The following is a 16028-nucleotide window of genomic DNA, read 5'->3' as shown; positions in this document are numbered from 1 at the left end:
CATACTAACATAAAAATAGTGCAATAAAACTATAATTAATCTATTGCTTTACTACACTATTTTAGATTTATAATATTTCTTTTAACTTACTGCAAGCTATTTTTCTTATTTGGTAACATCTGCTTTCAGATAAATTTATTTTTTGAGATATAACTTTCCAACTTGCATTATCTATATATCTATAAATTATTATTTTCTTTTCAGTATCTTCTAAAAGATTTAATGCGTTATCAATTATTTCTAAATCTTTTTCTATACTCTTTGCATCATCTACTTTATCTAAGAGCTCATAATTTCTTTTTTTAACCTTTAATACCTTATAATTTTTAAGCTTATTAACAATTACGTTATCTGTCATAAAAACTCCTCTTATTTAACCAAAACAAGCCTTGTAAAATTTTCTTTATTTCTATTTACAACACCCAATGCATGTATGTCACGATCTTCTTTAAACTCTAAATCAAACCCTTTAACAACTAAATCCCCATGTTCTTTTTTTAAAGCCTCTAACCCGTTTATCATCTCACTTAATAACATTTCTTTATCTCCTTTACTACTCATAAACCTCTTCCATTTCATCTATAAAAACACTTAAACTCTTATCATTAACACTTAATACCTTTGAACCTTTAAAAGAATTTAAAATTTCTTTTGTATTTTTAGAATGACTTTCTACTATGTCTAACATATCATCTACATCTAAATCTTTAATATCATCTATTAAAACCTCTGCAAGGGTTTCTCTAATTATATTTTCTATTATAAAAATCCTTATCTTTTTCATGTAATCTACTCCTCAAATGGACTTCCTTCAAATTCTTTAGCTTTACTTTCTACAAATTCAAAGCTATCTAAAATTACTTCTGTATTATATTTTTTAACTCCTTCTAAAGAAGTATAGCTGCTTGTCCTAATAGAACCAACTAAGGCAATCTTACTTCCCTTTTTAAAATATTCTCCTATAGTTAACGCTGCTTTTTTAAAAGCTACACAATTTATAAAATCCACCTCTTCTTTTTTAAACTGCCTATTAATTGCTAAACTAAACTTAGTAACAGCTTCTCCTGATCCTTTAACAAAATTTAATTCAGGGTCCTTTGTTAATCTCCCAATTAAAATTACCTTATTCATTATAAAACTCCCTTTCTTAACTTTTCTTTTACTATTTCTACATACTCTAAACTACATTCTCCCTCTGACTTACCAATCTGTTTTGCTATATTTTTAAAGCTTTCTCCCTTTGATCTTAATTTAAATAAATCATTCTTTTCTTCATCTTTAAAAGAAGATTCACCATTTAAAATATCTTTTCTAACTTTCTCTAACCTTTTTGTAATAGACTTTTCACTTCTTTTTAATTTGCTCATCAAAAAACATTTGCTATAACTTCTATGAATCATTAAAAATTCATCCTCTTCTTTTGTCCAAATCCCTGAAATAAAAAAATCACTTACTTCTAATTCATCACTAGGAACACAAGCTTTAGCGCTCATATATGCTCTTTTCCATTCATAGTAGACATCTTTTGCATAATCTCTATCTACTTTAAATTTTGACCTTATTAAAAGAACACTAGTTAAAGCATTTTGCCTTTCAATTTTATTTATATTAATATTTAAATACTCTAAAATTTCTTTTTTCATCATAATCCCCTAGTTACCTTATAATAATTTTTTAATCTATAATCATTATTTTCTCCCCAAATTTCCATAACAAATCTTTTAGATGCATTAAACATTCTTCCAGCTATTGCATTATCTAAATTTTTAAGTTCTAAAATAGACCTTTCAGATGATATCATCATAGGCAACCTTTTATTTATTCTGTAATTTATTATTTCAAAAGTTATTAAAATATCAGCTTCTGTTATTTTACCTTTAAATAAATCATCTATAAAAAGTACTTTTGCATTTTTATATTTATTTATAAATTTTTGATATTTACAAGTATCATTTACTTTAAGCTGCTTTAATTTAGTTAAACTTTCAACAAAGCTCATATAAACAACACCAATTCCTTTTTCCTCTATAAGTTTATATGCTGTTGCCGTTAATAGATGAGTTTTTCCTGACCCTGACTGCCCTAAAAGCATTATGCTATTACTTATAGAATCTTTTATATTATTAAATTCTAAAAAATAACTTGTTGCTAAATCCTTCATATGCTTTTGATCTACTGTTACAGGATTATAACTTTTGAAATTTTTATCTAAAAAATCATATCCCATATCACTTCTCTTCCAAAGTTCTTTTACGTGTTCTAATCTAGAACATTTACATTTTCTATAAACATTATCTTTAACTAATTCCATTCCAGTTCCCATACATATAGGGCAAACCTTATCAGAATCTGATTGTTTTTCTTTCTGTAACTTCTTTCTTATATTCTCTAAAACCTGGTTTATTACAGTTGAATTTGTCTCCAATTTGCTCACCTCTGTATTTCTTATTTTTGTACTCTAAATAGTTAATCCACTTCTCACCCTCAAGTGTAAAATGCTCTAATCCGTTGCTCTTATTTAAAAATGCTTCAATTCCCCATCTTTGAGTGAAAAAATATCCTTCATCATCTAAAACAGCTTTATAATTATCTATAGCCTTTTTAATATCACTTTCACTATATTTTAAAAGTGCTTTTTCTATAGATTTAACAGTTTTTAAAGTCATTTCTTTACTCTTAATTATCTTTTTTGAAAGGAAATAATTATATATAGAATCTATTACTGGAGAATGTTTTATTGAAGAATCTTTGTTACGCAAATTATTCATAAGGGGTTCTGAAACTCCTTCGTATGGGCTACGAACACTTTTCATATGGTCATATTCTGTAATATAATCAAACCTTTTTGTTAAAGACACAAAACTAAATTTCCCTTTAACTACTATATTTTTTCTAGTATCAAGCTTTCTAAATAAAACCTTTCTTTTTATAAGCCCAATATCTTCAATATTTTTTATGCAGCTTTGTATCTTTCTTAAAGACCCAACTATTGGGATTTGCTTGGCTAAATTAGATTGATTTAGCCAAATATATCTATCTCCCTCTATAATTTCATATTCAATAGATGCACTAGAATACATATCTTTAATTACAGATAGTATAAGGGCATCATCATTATCTAAACCAAGCTCAATTAATTTTTCTTGTTGTAATCCATGTACCGTGTATTTCATATAAATACCACCCTTTAAGATATAAATATTTGTTTTGATTTGTAGAAAATAATATTTAATGCTATTATCTAATTGTTAAATATATTTGTATGCTTTGGTTACTTTGGTCGGTGCCAAGGCATTTTTTAACTTTATTAAACATTACTCCACCCACTAAATATTTAAATTATTCCTCTCATTTATAAGAGATTGCAGCTCTAACGGTGCCTTCCATTCTATTATTAATCTTTTAGCTACTGGAAGATCTTTAACTGCAGTATTTTTATATGAATTAACATTCATTACACGCTTATAATCTTTCCAAAAGGTACTAAATGCCTTCTTATTTAGCTCCTTATACGCTTTAGATTCTTTTCCTCCTAACACATATAGAATTTTACTTCTAGCTAATTTATTTATTTCTTCTTGTTGTCCATAATCAATTGTCATATTATTTTCAAGCCTTTCAATCCTTATATCTAAAGCTGTAGTTTTTTTATCTAAGGTATAATAGTTTAAGGCTCTCTTTAGCGTATCTTCCATCTTATTAAAGCTTTCAATATATTTAACTTTAAGCTTTAAAGCTAAGCTTCCATTAAAACTCATAACTAATAAACTAAATCCATCTCTAGTTAAAAGATATTCCTTGTACCACTGCTTATTTTGAGGATGCTTATATCTACTATTTATAAATAATCTTTCATAAGGGTCGCCACTTTTGGCTAGGCCTTTAATTATATTTTCAATATCTCTTGTGATTTTTGAATGTTCTTTTTTAAAATTTTTAGATACTTCTCTACTTGAAACTACTATATTTCCATTTATTTCTTTAACATTTATAAGCTCGTCCATAAAACTCCCTCCTACATACTTTTTATTGATTCAAGATCGCTTAAATCCATAAACTGATAATTTCTAAAAAACTCTTCTATTGCATATTCTGGAACCTTCAAAGATTTTAATTTTAATGCAACAAGCATTTTCTTACTTATAAGCTTATAAACCATCTCCTTGCTTGTTTTAATAATTTTAGCTGTTTCCTCTACTGAATAAATTTTCATATCTTATCCTCCTATCCTGTTATATTTAAATCTTTAAATATATCATCAATTTTACAATCATAAGCTTTAGCCATTCTCGCGATTAACTGAGCTGATGGACTTCTCCAACCTCTTTCTAATTTATAAAATGTACTTTTTGAAATATTTAAAATTTCAACCGCTTCTTCTGTATCAAGTCCAGCATTTATTCTTCTAAGCTTTATCTTTGGAATCCCCATATAAATCTCTCCTTACTAAAATATTTTTTATTCACTTCTGTGATAATTTTATCTTAACTTGTCTCTATTTTATCGCAAAATAGGATAATTAAAAACTTTCTAATTATCACAAATTGAGATATTTTCCTAAAAGAAATTTGTTTTTCTCCAAATTACTCATAAATTCTAAATTCTCCTATTGCTTTTATCCTGTTTTGTGATAAAATTATCCTAAAGAGGTGATATTCTTGTTAGGTAACAGAATCAAAGAACTAAGAAAAAAAGAACATTTAACGCAAATTCAATTAGCAGAAAAACTTGGAATCGCTCAATCTACATTAGGAATGATCGAGAGCAACAAACGGCCAGCAGGTAGAAAGACATTATTAAAATTAGCAGAATATTTCGGGGTAACTGTTGATTATTTATTATCTAAGGATGATAATATAGAAAAAATTAATACATGTCTTTCTATAAAGGAACAAGATAAAATCGATAAAGAAGCTCAAAAAATTCTTGATGATATGTCTTTAGCTTTTTCAAAAAATAAAGATAAATTATCAAATGAAGATTATTTTGCTATTGAAAATGCATTAAGGTCAACTTTAGAAGCTATAAAAATAAAGAACAAAACTAAGTTCACACCACAAAAATACAAATAAATATATTACGAATGGGGGGTATTTTGTATATGCACACATTCATACAAAATATTGCAGATAAAACAATTGAGAGGTTTGATGACATTAATCCCATAAATATCGCAAACTCTTTAAAACGAGTTGTATTTACCACAGCTCCTCTTGGAGATAATATTAATGGGTTTTACAAATTTATATCACTTAATAAACAAATGATTGTTATAAACGAAAACTTATCAGAGGAAGAGTTTAATTTTACATTATTTCACGAATTAGCCCACTATTTTTTGAAGCATAGAGATGCTCTTCTTTTAAATTCAACATTCTCGTTAAATATAAAAGAAGAGTATCAGGCTGATTTGTTTGCAACATACATGTATATGAAATATAAAAAGGATTGTTTAGATTATAATTGTCCAATAAGAGTTAGAGAACTTATGAAAAAGTTCAGATAATTTTTCACAGTTTTTAAAAACTGTTTATTTTATAAACTTTAAAGAACATACATTCGTTAGTATGCACAGAAAGGGTAACTAATATGCAAGGAAGTATAAGAAAAAGAGGCAATACATGGTATTACAGCTTTGATTTAGGTAAAGTTGATGGAAAAAGAAAAAGAAAAGAAAAAGGTGGATTCAGAACTAAATCAGATGCTCAAAAAGCTTTAAGGGACGCTTTAAATGACTATGAAAATTCAGGGAGTTTATTAGTTGAAAACAATTTGACTTTTTCAGACTATTTAGATTACTGGTTTGACCAACATATAAAAATTAACTGCAAATACAAAACACAACAATACTACAAAGGCACAATAGAAAATCATCTAAAGCCTGAACTAGGAAGTTATAAAATAAAATCTTTAACTCCTGTACGCCTACAAGAATTTTTAAACTCTAAGTATTTAGCTGGTTTTAGTAAAAGCTCTTTGAGCCATTTTTCGTCATTAATTTCAAGTTCATTAAAAATGGCTGTTTATCCTTATAAATTTATAAAGGATAACCCTATGCAGTATGTAAAGATACCAAAGATAAATAACATTAATACTAACAGCAAAAATACTAAAACAATTACATTAGATGAATTTAAAAAGATAACAAATCGCTTTCCTTTTGGAAGCACGTTTCATGTTCCTCTTCAGATAGCATTCCTAACTGGTTTAAGAGCCGGTGAAGTTTGTGCGCTTAGATGGACAAATATTGATTTTAATAATAAAACACTTACTGTTGACTCAACACTTATAGATAAAGGACAAGGTATATTTGAATTAGGAACTCCTAAAACAAATTCATCATATAGATCTATTTCCATAGGGGGTACTCTTTTAGATATATTAAAGAAACATAGAGAATTTCAAGAAAAAAACAAAGAAAAATATTCAATTTATTACTTTGATTCAGATTTTATATGTACAAAAGAAAATGGTCACTTAGTAACAACAGGATCATTTAAGTATTTAAGTAGAGTTATAAATAATGAGCTAAATATAGATTTTTCTTTTCATTATTTAAGACATACACACGCAACTTTACTTTTAGAAGGTGGTGCTAATATAAAAGATATCCAACATAGATTGGGACACTCTAAATTGTCTACAACTATGGACACCTATTCTCACGTAACTAAACAACTAGAGTATAAAACTGTATCTATACTAGAAAATATAATTGCCGTCAAATAAATCATAGGTCGACAAATTGACGGCAATTAATAATTTAATTATATATTTAATCTATTATCCAAATCATTTCTTTAATAGTTTTACTATTGTTTCCCCATGTGGAGTATTTGGGAACATGTCTTTAACTCTAGTTTTTATTATTCTGTAGCCATTTTCTACTAGGACTTTAAGGTCTGTAACTAAAGTTTTAGGGTTACAAGATACGTATACTATTTCCTTTGCATCGAATTTAATTACGTATTCTAATGCTTTAGGGTGCACTCCGCTTCTAGGAGGGTCTAGTATAATTATATCTGGCGTATCTTTTACGTGCTTTATAGTTTCTGCTACGTCACCTGCTATAAATTCGCAGTTACTAAGACCGTTAAACTTAGCATTCTCTTTTGCAGCTTCAACGGCTTCTTCTATAAGTTCTATCCCTACAACTTTTTTAGCTTTAGGTGCAACTATTTGACCTATAGTTCCAGTTCCACAATAAAGGTCAAATACTACTTTATTTTCTGAATCTCCCATATAGTCTCTAACTATACTATAAAGGCTTTCAGCCCCTTTTGTGTTAGTTTGGAAGAATGAAAATGGTGAGATTTTAAATTTTAATCCTAAAAGATTTTCTACTATGTAATCTCTTCCAAATAAAAGATTAACTTTTTCTGGAATGACTGCATCTGATAATGAGTCATTTTCAGTGTGAAGAATTGATGTTAAAGTACCTTCAAACTCTAAGTTTTTTATAACTTCCGCATAAAGATTTACATCAAAATCATTTTGAGTTGTAGTAACTAAATTAACAAGTAATTCACCTGTATTTTTAGCTTTTCTAACTACTAAATGTCTTAAAAAACCTTCTCTTTTCATCACTCTATAGTAAGGAAGGTCTTTGTCTTTAAAGAAGTCTACAGTTGCTTTTATAACTTTTCTAAAATCTTCATCAACGATTTTACAGTTATCTACTGTAAGTATTCCAAAGCTTTGATTTTTCATATGCATTCCAAGGCAAAGTTCTCCGCCTTTAAATTCATCACCAAATGTAAATTCCATTTTGTTTCTGTATTCAAATTGATCTACGCTTCCTGTTACTCCTTCATAAGTTCCTGTAGTTACAGATGCATCTTCAAAAAGAGTTTTAACCTCATCTCCTAAAAGTTCTAATTGCTTATCATAAGTTAAGTTTTGTGATGAGCAACCTCCACAAACTCCAAAGTGAGGGCATTTAGCTTCTATTTCGTATGGTGCTTTTTCTAAAACTTCTTGAAGCTTTAATTCTAAATAACCTTCTCTTCTTTTCTTAACTCTACCTTTTATAGTTTGACCTGGAAAAGTATTTTTTACATAAACCTTTCTGTCATTGTAGCTAGATATACCTACTGATGGAAATTCAGTTTTTTCTATCTTTACTTCTATTTCTTGCATTCTTCCTCTTCTTTTGCCCATTTTTTACTCCTCTTTAAATAATATTTTTACAAAAATTTAGGTGGAGTTTTACGTCCACCTTAATTTATTTTATCCTATCTTATTGATAAAATTCTTTTTCCTACACTTCTATTCCCTTTTCTTTCGATTAAAGGATAATATAATACGTTAAATATCACATATATTATAAGTAGTACTGGTGAAGGATTTACAACCATAAATCCTAAGAATCCAATTACGAAATCAAATACTAATAAGAATATAGCAGATACCCCTAAAACTAACGCTTGATCTAAAAGATTTGCAAATAGCTTTTTAAAAAATGATGGATTATTATCTACTTCTACAAACTTTTCATTTTCTAAATCTTGTAATTCGTTATTGATTTCTTTTGATTCTTCTTTTATTTCTTCATCTTCTAAAAAAGAATCTATATCTTCGTTTGTAGATTCATCTACAACTACTACCTCTTCTTTTACTTCATCTTTTACGTTTTCAATTTCTTCTTTGTTGCTCATTTTAATCCTCCTAAATTTTAAAGTTAAATTCCATTACTATTTCCTTGAACAAACTTATATTCTTTAGTTGATAAAGTATATACTATGTATTCTTTACTAACTGCAAATTCTTCAACTAAACCATTTATATCATCTTCAAAAATACCTTCTTTTTTGTCACTTTTAACTATTTTTAAAATTTCATCATTTATTTTATTATAGTTTCTATCTTTAACACCTGTCATTATTTCAGCATATTTAGGTAAGCTAGTATCTCCTAAATTGAATTTTCCTTCTTTTAAAGCTTTCTCTCCATTGAATTTTAATGAAAGTTTCATTTCGAATCTACCTGACTCTCCTGACTCCCCTAAAACCTGCTCTTCAAATTGCATACTCTCAAGTTTATTATCCTCTGGATTTTTATTATCTAAATATACTGACTTAACTTTAGCTGTTTGACCAACTACAGTATCGACTTTATCACTTTCTTCTACCTTTAATCCAAAGGCTTCAGATTGCTCTTTAACTTTTTTAATTAAATCATTTCCTGTTTTATCAAAATCTTCTTTTGTGAAATCTTTTATCCAATCACCTTTAAGGTTTGTAAATTTATCTTGATTGATATTAAATTCTTGTGCTTTAGCGTTATTGACCTGTTCTTTTGATTTTTCGTTTGCTTCATCCCCACTTCCGCATCCTACTAAAGAAAACGCGATAATTGAAGTAACTCCAATACCTACTAATTTTTTAAACATTTATACCCCTCCTGATTTTATCCTTTAAATTTCTTTCCTAATTATATCACCTAAATATACTGCCTTACAACAAAACTCTGTCTTTTTCGCCTCTCTTTGTTATCTTTTTACTATCTAATTCTTCTAAAAATGATAAGGCAATTTTTCTATTTGTTTTTAAGATGTCTCTGCATTCACCTAGTGATAATGTTTTATTTTTCCTAAAGTGTTTGTATATTTCATCTATTCCAAAATTAAATGTATCTTTTCTTAGTATAACACCATCGTTTAATAATATAACTTCATCTTCTTCATTTAAGTAATTTAATAATTTGTTTTTGTCCTCTTCTTTTATATTATGCTTAGTATATAGTTCATTCAAATTAACAGATACAAACCCTTTGCCTAATTCATCTAATAATTCATTTCTAAAATTCTTTTGATTTAGGTTAAGTCTTTTTTTAAAGTCTTTTAAATAAATTATACCATTTGAGGATTCTATTAAATTTCTACTTAAATAATCTATAAAAATATTAAAATCATTTTTATTTATTTCTTTTTTAGTTAGTTTTTTTCTAAGTTCTTCTTTAGATATACCTTTATCTAAAGGATTTTTTTTATGATGGTCCTTTATTATATTAAAGGCTTCACTTTCTATTTTATCTAATCTTTTCCTGCTAAATATAATATTTTTATTACTTTTACTTAATATGACTACTAAATCTTTATAAACTAACTTTTCTAAAGCTTTTTCTATCTCTTCTCTTGAATTGAATTTTTTAATTAGATCTTCTTTAAAAAGAAATTCAAACTCTAATAATTCTTTTAAAATATTCTCTTCTAATGAACCTTTTTCCTTTAATTTTAGAGAATCTAAATACTTTTCTTTATCACCTTTTGCCTTTTTAGCATTAGGTTCTATTATTTTTCCACCACCGATATTATATATAGGTGAAAAATTTCTTATATAATAGTTATCTCCCTTTTTAGATAATATTTCTTCTTCTAATCTTAGTTGAATATAGTCATCATTTAATAAATGAATTCTTCCTATTACTTCTTTTGTTCCTACATAAAAACGTATTCTTTGCCTGTCTTTTATCTTTTTATCTAAAGAATCATCAAGGTTTAACTTGCAATCTACAACAAAAGATGTTTTTAAACCTTTATCTAAGCTTAAAACGTCACCTCTTTTTATATCTTCTTTTGAAATACCAGTTAAATTTATTGCACACCTGTTTCCCTTAGTTAATTTTTTAGTACTTTCTCCATACCCTTGTATTCCTCTTGCTTTTACTTCTATATTTTTAGGGTATAAAGTTAAGCTATCTCCTAAATTTACCTCCCCTTCTATAATAGTTCCTGTAACTACAGTTCCAACACCGTTTATAGTAAAGACTCTATCTATATTCATTCTAAAATCATCTTCATCTAATTGTGATTTAGATGACTTTATCTCTTCTTCAAAATAATCTATTAAATCATTTATTCCTTCTTTAGTTTTAGCTGATGTTTTTATTATTTTAGAATTTTCAAAAGGGCTTCCTTTTAAAAGTTCTTGTACTTCTTCGTAGATAAGTTCTATAACTTCGTCGTTTGATTTATCACACTTTGTTATAACTACTAAGCACTTTTCTATAGCTAACCCTTTAATTATTCCAAAATGTTCTATAGTTTGTGGCATAATTCCATCCTCTGCTGAAATTATTATCATAGCTAAGCTAACTCCTGTTATCCCAGCTATCATATTTTTAACAAACTTTTCATGACCTGGAACGTCAACAAAGGCAATTCTGTTTTTTGAAGGCAAGATATAATCTGCATAACCTAAATCTATAGTGATTCCACGTGCCTTTTCTTCTTTTAATCTATCTGCATCTACTCCAGTTAAAGCTTTTATAAGTGAAGTTTTGCCGTGGTCTATATGCCCGCAAGTTCCAACTATAAGTGTTTTCATAATATTTCTCCTATGTTTTTAAATGCTTTTTCTATAACTTTGTAATCATCTTCTAAAATGCACCTTAAATCTATTATAAAATCTCCCTTAGAAACTCTTCCGATTACAGGTATCTCTTCTCTTCTAAGCATCTCATCTATTTTGTGCTCTTTTATTTTTTCATTTCTTATCTTTAAAACATAAGTTTCTAACTCTAGCGTTGGAAGAGAACCCCCTCCTACTAAAGATTTTTCTAAAGATTTAGAAATTTTATAATCTAAGTTTAAATTTTCTAATATATATTTTAACTTATCTGCCTTTTTTTCTATTTCTTCTAAAGATAATTCTAAAAGGTTTATAGTAGGAATATTTTTATAATTGCCTTTTATATATTCTTTTAATGTTGCTTCTAATGCAGCTAAGGTGAATTTATCTACTCTTAAAGCTCTGTTTAATTGATGTTTTTTAATCTTTTCTATATACCTTTTATCGCCTACAATAACCCCGCATTGAGGGCCACCTAAAAGCTTATCTCCACTAAATGTGACAATGTTTACTCCGTTATTTATACATTCCTTTACAGTCTTCTCTTCTTCTATTTTAGGTATATTTAACTTATCTATAAGACCGCTTCCTAAATCTTCAACAAGAGGTATATTATTTTTTCTAGAAATTTCACTTAATACATCTGATTTAACCTCTTTTGTAAAACCTAAAACTCTATAATTTGAAGTATGTACTTTTAAAATAACTCCTGTATTTTCATTTATCGCATTTTCATAATCAAATATATGTGTTCTATTTGTAGTTCCAACCTCTTTTAAAATACCTCCGCTTAATTCTAAAATATCAGGTATTCTAAAAGAACCTCCTATTTCAACTAACTCACCTCTTGAAATAATAGCTTCTTTTCCTTTAGCTAATGCACTTAAAACTAAAAGTACTGCTGACGCATTATTATTTACAACTAAGGCATCTTCAGCTGAAGTTAGATATTTTAATTCTTCTATAACAGAATCGTATCTACTTCCTCTTTTTCCTTCTTCTAAGTTAAATTCAAGGTTTGAATAATATTTAGATACATCAATAATAGCATCTAGGCTACTACTTGATAATAATGACCTCCCAAGGTTTGTATGTATAACAATCCCAGTACCATTTACTACTCTTTTTAAATTTTTATTATCTAAAAGGTCTATATTATCTTTAAAAATCTTAAGACTCTCCTCTTTCAAAGAAAAAATGGAGGACATATCCTCCATTTTTAAAATTCTTTTTCTTAAAATGTCTATGGAGAGTCTAAGCTTTTCAACTACTATTTCCCTAGAATATACTTTTAGATAAGATTTAACTATATCCTCTTCTAAAAGTTCATTAATTTTAGGTAACTTTCTTAATAGTTCCATAAAACTCCTCCCTAAGGCTATTTAACGATTAAGTTAAAATCTTCTTTTTCCTTAACTTTTCCTATAATCCAAGCCTTAACATCTTTTTCTCTAAACTCTTTAAGCATTTCACATGCTACTTCTTCACTACACGAAACTACAAGACCACCTGATGTTTGAGGATCAAATAAAATATCCTCTAAATAACTTTCTACTCCTTCTAACTTATATATATCTTTTATGTAAGCTTTATTTTGATATGCACCAGCTGGTACTAAGCCCATATTTGCATATTCTTTAGCTTCTTTTATATAAGGTATACTGTCTTTAAATATTTCAAAAGTTACATTTGAACCTTCTGCCATTTCGTTTAGGTGTCCCATAAGTCCAAATCCAGTAATATCAGTACAAGCTGTTATATCGTACTTAATAATTATTTCACCTGCGTATTTATTAAGCATCTTCATCCAGTTAACAGCCTCATCCATAGCCTCTTTAGAAGCCATTTCACCTTTGTTTGCAGTATTAATAATTCCAACGCCTAAAGGCTTTGTAATAATTAATACGTCATCTTTTTTAGAACCACAGTTTTTTAATATCTTTTCAGGGTGTACTACTCCTGATACCGAAAGGCCGTATTTTGGTTCATCATCTTGAACTGAATGTCCTCCGATTACTACAGCACCTGATTCTAATACTTTATCAGCGCCACCTCTAAGTATTTCTCCAAGTATACTTCTATCTAAACACTTAGGGAAACATACTATGTTTAATGCAACCTTTGGAATTCCTCCCATAGCATAAACATCACTTAAAGAATTCGCTGCAGCTATTTGACCGAAGGTATAAGGGTCATCAACTACAGGTGTGAAAAAGTCTAAAGTTTGAATAAGTGCTATATCATCACTTAATTTATATACTGCCCCATCATCTGAGGTATCTATACCTACTAACAGATTAGAATCTACCATCTTAGGTATACTATTTAATATATCTGAAAGAGCCCCCGGCTCTATTTTAGCTGCTCAACCAGCCGTTTTAGCATAATTTGTTAATTTTACCATACTTACTTACCATCCTTTCTCGGTGCATAAGGTTCTATATCTATTTTACAATAAGTATTATAAAACTCAAAACAAATTAATTACAAATAGAATCTTTAAGCTTTTCAAAAGTTTTATCGCCTATCCCACTTACATTTTTTAAGTCTTCAACGCTACTAAAACCTCCATTTGAATCCCTGTAAGCTATAATATCATTCGCTCTAGATGGGCCTACCCCTGGCAAAGCATCCAGTTCTTCTGCTGTTGCCGTATTTATATTAATTTTTTTATCTTCACTATTTGAATTTTGCGGCGTAGCACCTTTAGTCTCTATACTATTTCCATTAGATTTTAAAAGCTCTTCTTTTTCTTTTATAGATAATTCTTTTGGAATTATAATCTTTTGATTATCTTTTAAAAGTTCTGCTAAATTTACACTTAAAGTATCAGCGCTATTAGTAAATCCTCCAGCAGTCTTTACTAAATCTTCTAAAATACTATCAGCTTGAAGCTTATATACTCCAGGATTTTTAATTTCTCCATCAATATGAACTGCAAGGCTTTTATCTTTAAGTTCTATCTTTTCTTCGCTCGAGTCTTCCTTAGAATCTACCTTTTTACTTTCATCTTTCTTCTCTTCTACAAAGATTTCTTCACTACTACTTACCCCTTCAAAACTCTTTTTATCCCTATAATACAAAGTTCCAAAAACAACTCCAAGTATTAATAAAATAGCAATTATACCTATCAATTTTTTATTTTTATGCATGATTCCTCCACTTTTTAATTTTTTTATTAATTATTCTCACTTTTATGCAAAATTATGCTTAAAATGTGGAAAAGTATTTAAAAGTTTGTTAATATTAAAAAATAAACTTTAATTTTTGGGAGATAGACATGAAGAACTTATTTTTTAAGACCTTAAAACTAATGACATTTCTTTTTATCTTCACTAATATTTTTGCAATTAGTGCAAGTGCAGAAGAAAAACCGCCTAAGATAAACGCTGAATCTGCAATACTTATCGATGCTGATACAGGAGATATACTTTATTCTAAAAAAGGTGAAGATAAACATTTTCCAGCATCTACAACCAAAGTTTTAACAGCTTTAGTAGTACTTGAAAACACAAAACTATCTGACGTTGTAACTGTAGGTAAAAATCCGCCCTTTGCTGACGGTAGTTCTATAGGCTTAAAAGAAGGTGAAAAATTCACAGTAGAAACTCTTTTAACAGGTCTTCTTTTAGAATCTGGTAATGACTGTGCTTTAGCCCTTGCAGAACACGTAGCTGGAAGCGAGGAGAATTTTACTCGCCTTATGAACGAAAAAGCTAAATCAATAGGTGCAAACAATAGTAATTTTGTAAATGCAAGCGGACTTCCAAATCCAAAGCATACCTCTACAGCACACGATATGGCATTAATACTCAAAGAAGCTATAAAAGACCCAAACTTTGTTAGAATCTCTAGGTTAATTTCAGTAGAACTTCCAAAAAGTAATTTAGATGGTTATAAAAGATGGTGTAACAATCACAACCACCTTATAAATCCTAATTCTAAATATTATTACAAATACGCTTTAGCAGGAAAGAGCGGCTATACAGATGTTTCAAGACATACCTTTGTAATATCAGGTGAAAAAGACGGAAGAAGATTAGTTGCAGCTTTTATGAAAGCTGAAGATAAAGACAAAAACTTTAAAGATATGGCAAAACTTTTAGACTATGGATTTGATAATTTTTCTAATGTAATTGTATATAAAAAAGGTGAAATAGTTGAAAATGTTAAAATTTCTAATGATGAAAATTTTCCTTTAACAGTTACAGAGAATATTTATGACTCTGTTCCTAAAAACGAAGTTAATAAATTATCTAAAGAATTAAAATATACTCTTCCAGATAATTTTAAAAGTAAATCTTATTTAAAAGGTGAAAAAGTTACTACAGCAGATCTTTACATAGACGGAAAAAAGATTAAAGCAATAGATTTAGTAAGTGCTGAATATAGAGATGTTGATACCTTAGATAAGGTTAAAGATTTTAGTATGAGAAATGCTAAAACTTTAATCATTTCTTTTATCTCTCTAGTTTTGATAACTTTAATTATTTACTTATTATATAATAAAAGAAAAAGAAGTAAGTTCAATAAAAAGTGGAACCACATTAAAAATAGACATAACAGATAAAATTAATTTTAAAATATATTTAGACCCTACAGATGTAAAATCTATAGGGTCTTTTTTAGTTATAACAAAATCTAAAATATTATTTAAACTTAGTTATATATTTCTTT

21 protein-coding genes are annotated in these 16028 nt (G+C 28.0%); 4 read left to right on the top strand and 17 right to left on the bottom strand.

Annotated features, from left to right (window positions below; translation table 11 throughout):
* Nucleotides 1–67: 67 nt before the first annotated feature.
* The 10 genes from INR60_RS01180 to INR60_RS01135 form a co-directional block, all read right to left on the bottom strand.
* The gene (locus tag INR60_RS01180) at nucleotides 68–358 is read right to left on the bottom strand and encodes a DUF722 domain-containing protein (RefSeq protein WP_194189640.1); all 291 of its coding nucleotides are present in this window, start codon (nucleotides 356–358) and stop codon (nucleotides 68–70) included.
* 11 nt (nucleotides 359–369) lie between these two features.
* Nucleotides 370–561, bottom strand: a complete 192-nt coding sequence (locus INR60_RS01175) for a hypothetical protein (protein ID WP_194189639.1) — start codon at nucleotides 559–561, stop codon at nucleotides 370–372.
* On the bottom strand, nucleotides 554–784 hold the full coding sequence (locus INR60_RS01170) for a hypothetical protein (RefSeq protein ID WP_194189638.1): 231 nt from the start codon (nucleotides 782–784) through the stop codon (nucleotides 554–556). The genes INR60_RS01175 and INR60_RS01170 overlap by 8 nt, the downstream gene beginning before the upstream one ends.
* Nucleotides 785–789: 5 nt before the next feature.
* Nucleotides 790–1131, bottom strand: a complete 342-nt coding sequence (locus INR60_RS01165; protein ID WP_194189637.1) for a single-stranded DNA-binding protein — start codon at nucleotides 1129–1131, stop codon at nucleotides 790–792.
* The gene (locus INR60_RS01160) at nucleotides 1131–1643 is read right to left on the bottom strand and encodes a hypothetical protein (RefSeq protein ID WP_194189636.1); all 513 of its coding nucleotides are present in this window, start codon (nucleotides 1641–1643) and stop codon (nucleotides 1131–1133) included. Before INR60_RS01160 ends, INR60_RS01165 begins: the two co-directional genes overlap by 1 nt.
* Nucleotides 1643–2425 (bottom strand): ATP-binding protein, encoded by a 783-nt coding sequence (locus INR60_RS01155; RefSeq protein WP_194189635.1) that lies wholly within the window; start codon nucleotides 2423–2425, stop codon nucleotides 1643–1645. The genes INR60_RS01160 and INR60_RS01155 overlap by 1 nt, the downstream gene beginning before the upstream one ends.
* Nucleotides 2343–3173 (bottom strand): hypothetical protein, encoded by an 831-nt coding sequence (locus tag INR60_RS01150; protein WP_194189634.1) that lies wholly within the window; start codon nucleotides 3171–3173, stop codon nucleotides 2343–2345. The genes INR60_RS01155 and INR60_RS01150 overlap by 83 nt, the downstream gene beginning before the upstream one ends.
* Before the next feature lie 153 nt (nucleotides 3174–3326).
* A complete protein-coding gene (locus INR60_RS01145) occupies nucleotides 3327–4004 on the bottom strand; it encodes a Rha family transcriptional regulator (protein WP_194189633.1) in 678 nt (225 codons plus the stop codon).
* Between the two features lie 11 nt (nucleotides 4005–4015).
* The gene (locus INR60_RS01140; RefSeq protein WP_194189632.1) at nucleotides 4016–4213 is read right to left on the bottom strand and encodes a helix-turn-helix domain-containing protein; all 198 of its coding nucleotides are present in this window, start codon (nucleotides 4211–4213) and stop codon (nucleotides 4016–4018) included.
* 11 nt (nucleotides 4214–4224) lie between these two features.
* Nucleotides 4225–4431, bottom strand: coding sequence for a helix-turn-helix domain-containing protein (locus INR60_RS01135; RefSeq protein ID WP_194189631.1), 207 nt, complete (start codon nucleotides 4429–4431; stop codon nucleotides 4225–4227).
* A 227-nt stretch (nucleotides 4432–4658) separates the two neighbouring features.
* On the opposite strand from INR60_RS01135, the gene relB reads away from it, so the two are divergent.
* From relB to INR60_RS01120, 3 genes are all read left to right on the top strand, one after another.
* Nucleotides 4659–5072, top strand: coding sequence for a type II toxin-antitoxin system RelB family anti-toxin (gene relB, locus INR60_RS01130; protein WP_194189630.1), 414 nt, complete (start codon nucleotides 4659–4661; stop codon nucleotides 5070–5072).
* A gap of 29 nt (nucleotides 5073–5101) precedes the next feature.
* Nucleotides 5102–5506 carry an ImmA/IrrE family metallo-endopeptidase gene (locus INR60_RS01125; protein ID WP_194190951.1) on the top strand — a complete coding sequence of 135 codons (405 nt, stop codon included), beginning with the start codon at nucleotides 5102–5104 and terminating at the stop codon, nucleotides 5504–5506.
* A gap of 83 nt (nucleotides 5507–5589) precedes the next feature.
* Nucleotides 5590–6729 carry a site-specific integrase gene (locus INR60_RS01120; RefSeq protein ID WP_194189629.1) on the top strand — a complete coding sequence of 380 codons (1140 nt, stop codon included), beginning with the start codon at nucleotides 5590–5592 and terminating at the stop codon, nucleotides 6727–6729.
* Between the two features lie 63 nt (nucleotides 6730–6792).
* Here INR60_RS01120 and rlmD read toward each other — a convergent pair whose 3' ends face one another.
* The 7 genes from rlmD to INR60_RS01085 form a co-directional block, all read right to left on the bottom strand.
* On the bottom strand, nucleotides 6793–8160 hold the full coding sequence (gene rlmD, locus INR60_RS01115; protein WP_194189628.1) for a 23S rRNA (uracil(1939)-C(5))-methyltransferase RlmD: 1368 nt from the start codon (nucleotides 8158–8160) through the stop codon (nucleotides 6793–6795).
* Nucleotides 8161–8234: 74 nt separating this feature from the next.
* Nucleotides 8235–8657, bottom strand: a complete 423-nt coding sequence (locus INR60_RS01110; RefSeq protein WP_194189627.1) for an RDD family protein — start codon at nucleotides 8655–8657, stop codon at nucleotides 8235–8237.
* 23 nt (nucleotides 8658–8680) lie between these two features.
* The gene (locus INR60_RS01105; RefSeq protein WP_194189626.1) at nucleotides 8681–9391 is read right to left on the bottom strand and encodes a hypothetical protein; all 711 of its coding nucleotides are present in this window, start codon (nucleotides 9389–9391) and stop codon (nucleotides 8681–8683) included.
* A gap of 64 nt (nucleotides 9392–9455) precedes the next feature.
* A complete protein-coding gene (selB, locus tag INR60_RS01100; RefSeq protein WP_194189625.1) occupies nucleotides 9456–11327 on the bottom strand; it encodes a selenocysteine-specific translation elongation factor in 1872 nt (623 codons plus the stop codon).
* The gene (selA, locus tag INR60_RS01095) at nucleotides 11324–12712 is read right to left on the bottom strand and encodes an L-seryl-tRNA(Sec) selenium transferase (protein ID WP_194189624.1); all 1389 of its coding nucleotides are present in this window, start codon (nucleotides 12710–12712) and stop codon (nucleotides 11324–11326) included. Before selA ends, selB begins: the two co-directional genes overlap by 4 nt.
* A gap of 17 nt (nucleotides 12713–12729) precedes the next feature.
* The gene (gene selD / locus INR60_RS01090) at nucleotides 12730–13755 is read right to left on the bottom strand and encodes a selenide, water dikinase SelD (protein ID WP_194189623.1); all 1026 of its coding nucleotides are present in this window, start codon (nucleotides 13753–13755) and stop codon (nucleotides 12730–12732) included.
* A gap of 76 nt (nucleotides 13756–13831) precedes the next feature.
* Nucleotides 13832–14503 carry a helix-hairpin-helix domain-containing protein gene (locus tag INR60_RS01085; RefSeq protein WP_194189622.1) on the bottom strand — a complete coding sequence of 224 codons (672 nt, stop codon included), beginning with the start codon at nucleotides 14501–14503 and terminating at the stop codon, nucleotides 13832–13834.
* 128 nt (nucleotides 14504–14631) lie between these two features.
* Here INR60_RS01085 and INR60_RS01080 point away from each other — a divergent pair, with 128 nt between their 5' ends.
* Nucleotides 14632–15921 (top strand): D-alanyl-D-alanine carboxypeptidase family protein, encoded by a 1290-nt coding sequence (locus INR60_RS01080; RefSeq protein WP_194189621.1) that lies wholly within the window; start codon nucleotides 14632–14634, stop codon nucleotides 15919–15921.
* The last annotated feature ends 107 nt before the right edge of the window (nucleotides 15922–16028 follow it).

Origin of the sequence: Clostridium chrysemydis (genome assembly GCF_015234215.1) — a bacterium.
Classification (GTDB): domain Bacteria; phylum Bacillota; class Clostridia; order Clostridiales; family Clostridiaceae; genus Clostridium; species Clostridium chrysemydis.
This window is presented reverse-complemented; position numbering and strand designations above follow the sequence as displayed.